At 72.9% G+C, this 1,887-nt stretch carries 1 protein-coding gene and 1 pseudogene; both read left to right on the top strand.

Features of this window, described 5'->3' with window-relative positions:
- The coding region (locus tag D7W81_RS41090) for a baseplate J/gp47 family protein (protein ID WP_208721698.1) at nucleotides 1-1,313 on the top strand (1,313 nt) is incomplete at its 5' end.
- Nucleotides 1,310-1,887 (top strand): annotated as a pseudogene (locus D7W81_RS41085) (hypothetical protein); the annotation flags it as partial. The gene D7W81_RS41090 and the pseudogene D7W81_RS41085, both read left to right, overlap by 4 nt.

Here is a 1,887-nt window from a genome sequence, read left to right as displayed (position 1 = left end):
CGCCCACGCTCGCCGGCCTCACGCTCTCCTACAGCGCCCGCGCCGAGCTCACCGCGACCACCCCGGCCACGCAGGAGGACCGCTTCTTCCACCTCCACGCCTTCGGCGAGACGCGCGAGGCCGTGGGGGACTCCACCCCCTGGCTGCCTTCGCACGCGAGCGAGGGGGAGCTCTACATCGGCCTTGCGCACACCCGTCCGGGGCAGCGCATCAGCCTGCTGTTCCAGCTGGAGGAGGGCAGCGCGGATCCGCTGCTCGAGGCCGCGGAGGTGGAGTGGAGCTACCTGGGCGCGGATCAGCGCTTCCACACGCTCCAGGGCGAGGCGCTGGGGGACGGCACGGAGGGGCTGGTGCGCTCGGGACTGGTGCGCGTGGTGCTGCCCTCCCTGGCCACCGACGCGGGAGGCCGCCTGCCCGCGGGGCGCTTCTGGCTGCGGGCCTCCGCCGCCGCGCGCACCCGCGCCACCTGTCGCCTCATCGCCATTCGCGCCCAGGCGGCCAGCGCCACGCTGCTGCGGCCCGAGCTGCACTCCGCCCACCTCGCCTCCCCGCTCCCTGCGGGCAGCGCCGGCAAGCTGGAGAACCGGCAGGTGGCCATCAAGAAGGTGGAGCAGCCCGTCGCCTCGTTTGGAGGCCGCGCACCGGAGACCCCGCTGGCCTTCTCCCGGCGCGCCAGCGAGCGGCTGCGCCACAAGGGCCGGGCCCTCGGCCCGCATGACTACGAGACACTGGTGCTGGAGGCCATTCCCTCGCTCTACAAGGTGAAGTGCCTCCCCCACACCCGGCTGGAGGGCGGCGCGGACCGGGAGATCGCCCCGGGCTCGGTGACGGTGGTCACCATCCCCAACCTCATCGGGCGCAAGGGGCACAACCCCTTCACGCCCTACACCAGCCAGGCCACGCTCGCGGCGGTGGCGGCCTTCCTCCAGCCGAGGGTGGGCCCCTTCGTCCGCGTGCAGGTGAGGAACCCCACCTACGAGCCCGTGCGGCTCACCTTCCAGGTGCGCTTCACCCCCGGAAACGATCCGGCCCTCTGCCTCTCCCGGCTGCGGCGGGAGGTGGATGCCTTCCTCTCGCCCTGGGCCTTCGAGCAGGGCCAGGAGATCGTCTTCGGCGGCACGCTCCACCGCTCCACGCTCCTGCACTTCGTGGAGCGGCGCGACTACGTGGACTTCGTGACCGACTTCCAGGTGCAACACCTGGCCGGGGCGGGGCCCGGGTCGGACGAGGAGAGGGTCGTCGCGCGGACGGCCCGCAGCATCCTGGTCTCCAGCGGGGACCACTCCATCCGCATCCTGGAGGAGGGCCCATGAAGCTGCCCGGCATCCCCAAGGAGCTCGCCTTCCCCACCGTCCTCGACTTCGACGCGCTCCGGCGCGAGGGCATCGCCCACATCGAGGCACTCGGTGCCTCGCTCTGGAGCGACTACAACACGCACGACCCGGGCATCACGCTGCTCGAGGCCCTGTGCTTCGCCATCAATGACCTGGGCTACCGCTGCGGCTTCCCCATGCGGGACTTGCTGGCGCCCGCGCCCGGCCAGCCGCGCCCGGCCGCGAGCGAGGGGCCGCTGTTCTCCGCCCGCGACATCCTCACCTGCCACCCGGTGACGACGCTCGACTACCGCAAGCTGCTGGTGGACGTGGAGGGCGTGCGCAACGCCTGGCTCGTCCCGGCGCTGCGGCCCTGCCTCCCCTTCTACGCCGACCGCAAGCAGAGCCGCATCGCCCTCACCCCGCCCGAGGACGAACCCGAGGCGGAGCAACGGCTGCCCTCGGGCGTGTACGACGTCGTGCTGGAGCTCGCCGACCACCCCATGCTCGGCAGCCTCAACGACACCACCTGGCCGTGGCAGCCCACCCCCTCGGGCCAGCCGCCCCTCCCGCT

The organism is Corallococcus aberystwythensis (assembly GCF_003612165.1).
GTDB classification, from domain to species: Bacteria; Myxococcota; Myxococcia; order Myxococcales; family Myxococcaceae; genus Corallococcus; species Corallococcus aberystwythensis.
Note: the sequence above shows the minus strand (reverse complement) of the source record. Positions and strands in the feature narration are given on the sequence as shown.